At 64.2% G+C, this 5285-nt stretch carries 5 protein-coding genes; 4 read left to right on the top strand and 1 reads right to left on the bottom strand.

Annotated features, from left to right (window positions below; all coding sequences use genetic code 11):
* The first annotated feature begins 358 nt into the window (after positions 1-358).
* A complete protein-coding gene (typA, locus tag AC5RWX_RS29740) occupies positions 359-2287 on the top strand; it encodes a translational GTPase TypA (protein ID WP_494099817.1) in 1929 nt (642 codons plus the stop codon).
* Between the two features lie 202 nt (positions 2288-2489).
* On the opposite strand, the gene AC5RWX_RS29735 is transcribed toward typA, so the two are convergent.
* Entirely contained in the window at positions 2490-2732 is a 243-nt protein-coding gene (locus AC5RWX_RS29735; protein ID WP_494099816.1) for a putative acetyltransferase, read from the bottom strand.
* Positions 2733-2882: 150 nt separating this feature from the next.
* On the opposite strand from AC5RWX_RS29735, the gene fdxA reads away from it, so the two are divergent.
* From fdxA to AC5RWX_RS29720, 3 genes are all read left to right on the top strand, one after another.
* Positions 2883-3209, top strand: coding sequence for a ferredoxin (gene fdxA / locus AC5RWX_RS29730; RefSeq protein WP_009356972.1), 327 nt, complete (start codon positions 2883-2885; stop codon positions 3207-3209).
* 14 nt (positions 3210-3223) lie between these two features.
* Positions 3224-4372 carry a succinyldiaminopimelate transaminase gene (dapC, locus tag AC5RWX_RS29725; RefSeq protein ID WP_494099815.1) on the top strand — a complete coding sequence of 383 codons (1149 nt, stop codon included), beginning with the start codon at positions 3224-3226 and terminating at the stop codon, positions 4370-4372.
* A 228-nt stretch (positions 4373-4600) separates the two neighbouring features.
* Positions 4601-5285, top strand: a 685-nt coding sequence (locus AC5RWX_RS29720; protein ID WP_494099814.1) for a citrate/2-methylcitrate synthase, incomplete at its 3' end; no start/stop codon positions are given.

Genomic DNA, 5285 nt, shown 5'->3' with positions numbered 1-5285 from the left:
AGGCAGACAAGGCAATAACACTGGACACCGCGATAATTGCGGCGGCCCCGGATGCACCAAAGTGCATCCGGGCCAAGGCTTTTCGCATCAGGTGTCTTTCGGGCTTGCTTGAAGTGTCAGAGCAATCATGTGGCATGGCGGCGGGAATGGCCAGTGATTTTCCTCACTTATTCTGCCCGCGGCGTGGCCGTTGAGGGGCGCCTGGCGGGGGTGGGGCGGAAAAATTTAGGCCAATAAATGGCACAGCGGCTAGACTTGGGGAAGGAGCCCTGTGCTAAGGGCCTGATCCGTCGTGCGTTCCAGTTGGAAATGTCGCGATACAACAGCTGACTTTCACCACTGAATCGAGCCATTACGCATGTCTGAAACCACCACCAACACCGCGGTAGCCACTGCATCACGCAGTGACCTCCGCAACGTCGCGATTGTGGCCCACGTTGACCACGGCAAGACCACCCTGGTCGATGCCATGCTCAAGCAGACCAACTCCTTTGCCGAGCACAACCACCTCGAAGACCGCGTGATGGACTCCGGTGACCTCGAGCGCGAAAAGGGCATCACCATCCTGGCCAAGAACACCACAGTGGCCTACAACGGTCCGTCCTCCAACGGCCAGACCATCACCATCAACGTCATCGACACCCCCGGCCACGCCGACTTCGGTGGTGAGGTGGAGCGCGGCCTGTCCATGGTTGACGGCGTTGTCCTCCTCGTTGACGCTTCCGAAGGTCCGCTGCCGCAGACCCGCTTCGTCCTCCGCAAGGCCCTGGCCGCCCACCTGCCCGTCATCCTGCTGGTGAACAAGACCGACCGTCCCGATGCTCGCATTGAGGAAGTCGTTCACGAGTCCATGGACCTCCTCCTGGGCCTGGCTTCTGACCTGGCCGACGAAGTTCCGGACCTTGACCTGGACAAGATCCTCGAAGTTCCCGTTGTCTATGCTGCGGCCAAGGTCGGCCGCGCGTCCCTGGAGCAGCCCGCCGACGGCAGCGCCCCGGAAAACGAGGACCTTGAGCCGCTGTTCAAGACCATCATTGAGCACATCCCGGCTCCCACCTACAACCCGGAAGGCGTGCTGCAGGCGCACGTCACCAACCTGGACGCCTCGCCGTTCCTGGGCCGCCTGGCACTGCTGCGCATCTACAACGGCACCCTGCGCAAGGGCCAGACCGTTGCCTGGGCCCGCGCCAACGGTGAGCTCAAGAACGTCAAGATCACCGAACTGCTGGCAACCAAGGCCCTGGACCGCGTCCCGGCCGAGTCCGCCGGTCCCGGTGAGATCGTCGCCGTGGCCGGTATTGAGGACATCACCATCGGTGAGACCCTGACCGATGCCGAGAACCCGCAGCCGCTGCCGCTGATCACCGTGGACGATCCCGCGATCTCCATGACCATCGGTATCAACACCTCGCCGCTGGCCGGCAAGGTCAAGGGTGCCAAGGTCACGGCCCGCCAGGTGAAGGACCGCCTGGACAAAGAACTGATCGGTAACGTCTCCATCAAGGTTCTCCCCACCGAGCGTCCCGACGCCTGGGAAGTGCAGGGCCGCGGCGAGCTGGCTCTGGCCATCCTCGTTGAGCAGATGCGCCGCGAAGGCTTCGAGCTGACCGTGGGCAAGCCGCAGGTTGTCACCAAGACCATCGACGGCAAGATCCACGAGCCCATGGAGCACATGACCATCGACGTGCCCGAAGAGTACCTCGGCGCCGTCACCCAGCTCATGGCAGCCCGCAAGGGCCGCATGACCAACATGGCCAACCACGGCACCGGCTGGTGCCGGATGGAATTCATCGTTCCCGCCCGTGGCCTGATCGGCTTCCGCACCAAGTTCCTCACGGATACCCGCGGTGCCGGCATCGCAGCCTCCATCTCCGAGGGTTACGAGCCCTGGGCCGGCCCCATCGAGTACCGCACCAACGGTTCCATGGTGGCCGACCGTGCCGGTGTTGTAACGCCGTTCGCCATGATCAACCTCCAGGAGCGGGGTTCCTTCTTCGTGAAGCCCACCTCCGAGGTTTACGAGGGCATGATCGTCGGCGAGAACTCCCGCGCCGACGACATGGACGTCAACATCACCAAGGAAAAGAAACTCACCAACATGCGTGCGGCTTCCTCCGACACCTTCGAGAACCTGACGCCGCCGCGCGACCTCACCCTCGAAGAGTGCCTCGAATTCGCCCGCGAGGACGAGTGCGTCGAGGTCACCCCGGAGTCCATCCGCATCCGCAAGGTGATTTTGGACACCAACGAGCGCGCCAAGGCCAACCGCGCCCGCGCAAAGGTCTAGCAACAACGGCCTCAGGGCCAATGAAACTGCCGGGACGACGGCGGGCGCGATTGCCCGCCGTCGTTCCGGCTTTTTCTTTGCCGCCGTTGCGTGGGCCCTCTCCGGCCCGTTCGCCCACGCCCGCCGTTGATGCGCCGGGAGCACCGGGCTCCGCCGTCACGGGTTCCAAGCGCAGGGGCAGTCCCTGCGCAATGAGACGCCCTTATGGCGCGGTCCGGCGCCGCGGCTCGGGCGCCGGCGGGACTTCCTTGGCCGCGACAACCCCGTCCAGGGGGATGACGACGTCGGCCTGCCGGGTGCGGACGGTGACGGAACCGGCGTCGCACATCACCACGTGCCCCAACGCATCCGTGAAGCCGCCCTCGATGCGGTAGCGCACCACCACACGGGTACCGGGCGCGGCGGCGGCAAGGAATCCGGCGGGTGTGGGGGCAGGCAGGTTCACCACTTCATACTAAATGGCTTCACACAAGGCCACCGGCTAGGTTCGCGGGAACGGGCCGGGAGATAATAGGCTCAGATGTCAGGGTCCGGCCAGAGTTGCCGGATGCAAGAACCGGCGGGTCGCCGGAACCAACGTGGAGAGGCCAGGGACGTGACGTACGTAATCGCGCAGCCGTGTGTAGATGTCAAGGACAAGGCATGTATTGAGGAGTGCCCCGTCGACTGCATCTACGAAGGTGAGCGTTCGCTGTACATCCATCCGGACGAATGCGTGGACTGCGGAGCCTGCGAACCCGTCTGCCCCGTTGAGGCCATCTACTACGAGGATGACACCCCGGATGAATGGGCCGACTACTACAAGGCCAATGTGGAGTTCTTTGACGACCTCGGTTCACCGGGCGGAGCCGCCAAAATCGGCAACACCGGCAAGGACCACCCCATGATCGCCGCGCTGCCGCCGCAGAACCAAGACCACTAACGCAGGCAGGACCGGTGACCGCAGCAGTGAAGACGTTCGGCCTTGACCTGCCCGACTACCCGTGGGAGGCCATGGCGCCGTATCTTGCGAAGGCTTCCGGGCATCCCGGCGGTGCGGTCAACCTGTCCATCGGCACCCCGGTGGATCCCACTCCCGCCCTGATCCAGGACGCCTTGAAGGCCGCAGCGGATGCCCCCGGGTACCCCACCGTCCACGGCACGCCGGCGCTCCGGGAAGCCATCGCAGGATGGTTTGAACGCCGCCGCGGCGTGGCCGGTCTTGATCCCCGCAACATCATGCCGACGGTGGGCTCCAAGGAACTCGTGGCGTGGCTGCCGCTGCTGCTGGGGCTGAAGCCAGGCGACGTCGTCGTGCGCCCCAAGGTTGCCTACCCCACGTACGATATCGGCGCCACGATCGCCGGCGTGACCTCCGTTGCAACAGACAATCTGGACGAACTCGACGACGCCACCCGCTCCCGGGTCCGGCTGATCTGGGTCAATTCGCCGGGCAACCCGACCGGCAGCGTCCGCGGAGTCGACTCCTTGAAAGCGCTGGTGGCCCAGGCCCGGGACCTGGGCGCCGTGGTGGCCTCGGATGAGTGCTACGCAGAACTTGGCTGGGGCGACTGGGACGTCCAACGCGGCGGCCAGGCAGTTCCGAGCATCCTGGATCCCCGGGTTGCCGGCGGATCCCACCAGGGCCTGCTTGCTGTGTACTCGCTGAGCAAGCAATCCAACGTGGCCGGCTACCGGGCAGCATTTGTGGCCGGCGACCCGGACCTGATGCCCAACCTGGTGAACAGCCGCAAGCACGCGGGCATGATCGTGCCCTATCCGGTGCAGGAGGCCATGCGGGTGGCGCTGGGCGACGACGCGCATGTGGAGGCCCAAAAGGACCTGTACCGGGGACGCCGCGAACGGCTGGTTCCGGCGCTGCTGGGCTTTGGGCTGGAGATCAAGGAATCCGACGCGGGACTGTACCTCTGGTCCACGGCGGGGGAGAGCACCTGGGACACAGTGGCGCGGCTAGCGGAGCGCGGCATCGTGGTGGGCCCGGGCGTCTTCTACGGCGAGGCCGGCAACGGTTACGTCCGGGTTGCCCTCACCGGAACCGATGAACGGATCGACGCCGCCGTCGCCCGACTGGTCACCACATCGTAACAATGCTGTGACTCGCGCCACATTGGGCCAGGTTTAGGCCTTTTTGGAACGTCCCGGATTAGTGGCACCCGCCAAGGAGCGGTAGCTTTTTAAGTGACTATCAATGGTGGCTTTCTACAAGAAGGCAGCCCGGGTGTTGGAACCTGTGTTCTCAGGCTTCGTGCGCGGCTCACCTGATGTTGGATCAAGCTTTCGACAGAGGCCCAGACGCCTCATGAAGGGGACTCCATGACTGAGACCAACAATGCTGCGACCCTGCACCACGCAGGAGGCGAGCTTAAGCTGCCGCGCATCCAGGTTGTTGAAGGAAACGAGGGCTACGACGTTTCCAAACTGCTGAAGCAGACGGGCGCAGTCACCTTTGACCCCGGCTTCATGAACACAGCAGCCACAACTTCGGCTATCACCTACATCGACGGCGATGCGGGCATCCTGCGTTACCGTGGATATCCCATCGAGCAGCTGGCACAGCACTCCAGCTTCCTTGAGGTGTCCTACCTGCTGATCTACGGCAACCTGCCCACGCCCACCGAACTGGACGAATTCGACCAGAAGATCCGCCGGCACACGCTGCTGCACGAAGAGCTCAAGGGCTTCTTCGGCGGATTCCCCCGCGATGCGCACCCCATGCCCGTCCTGTCCTCGGCTGTTTCCGCGCTGTCCACGTTCTACCAGGACTCGCTGGATCCCTTCAACGCCGAGCAGGTGGAAGTTTCCACCATCCGCCTGATGGCCAAGCTCCCGGTCATCGCGGCTTACGCCCACAAGAAGTCCATCGGCCAGCCCATGCTGTACCCGGACAACTCGCACAACCTCGTGGAGAACTTCCTCCGGCTCAGCTTCGGCCTTCCGGCCGAGCAGTACGAGGTGGACCCGGTGGTCGCGAAGGCCCTGGACCTCCTGCTTATCCTGC

This window comes from Arthrobacter sp. SPT-J7 (assembly GCF_059089965.1).
The sequence above is the reverse complement of the archived record's forward strand: the minus strand, read 5'-3'. Positions and strand labels throughout refer to the sequence as shown.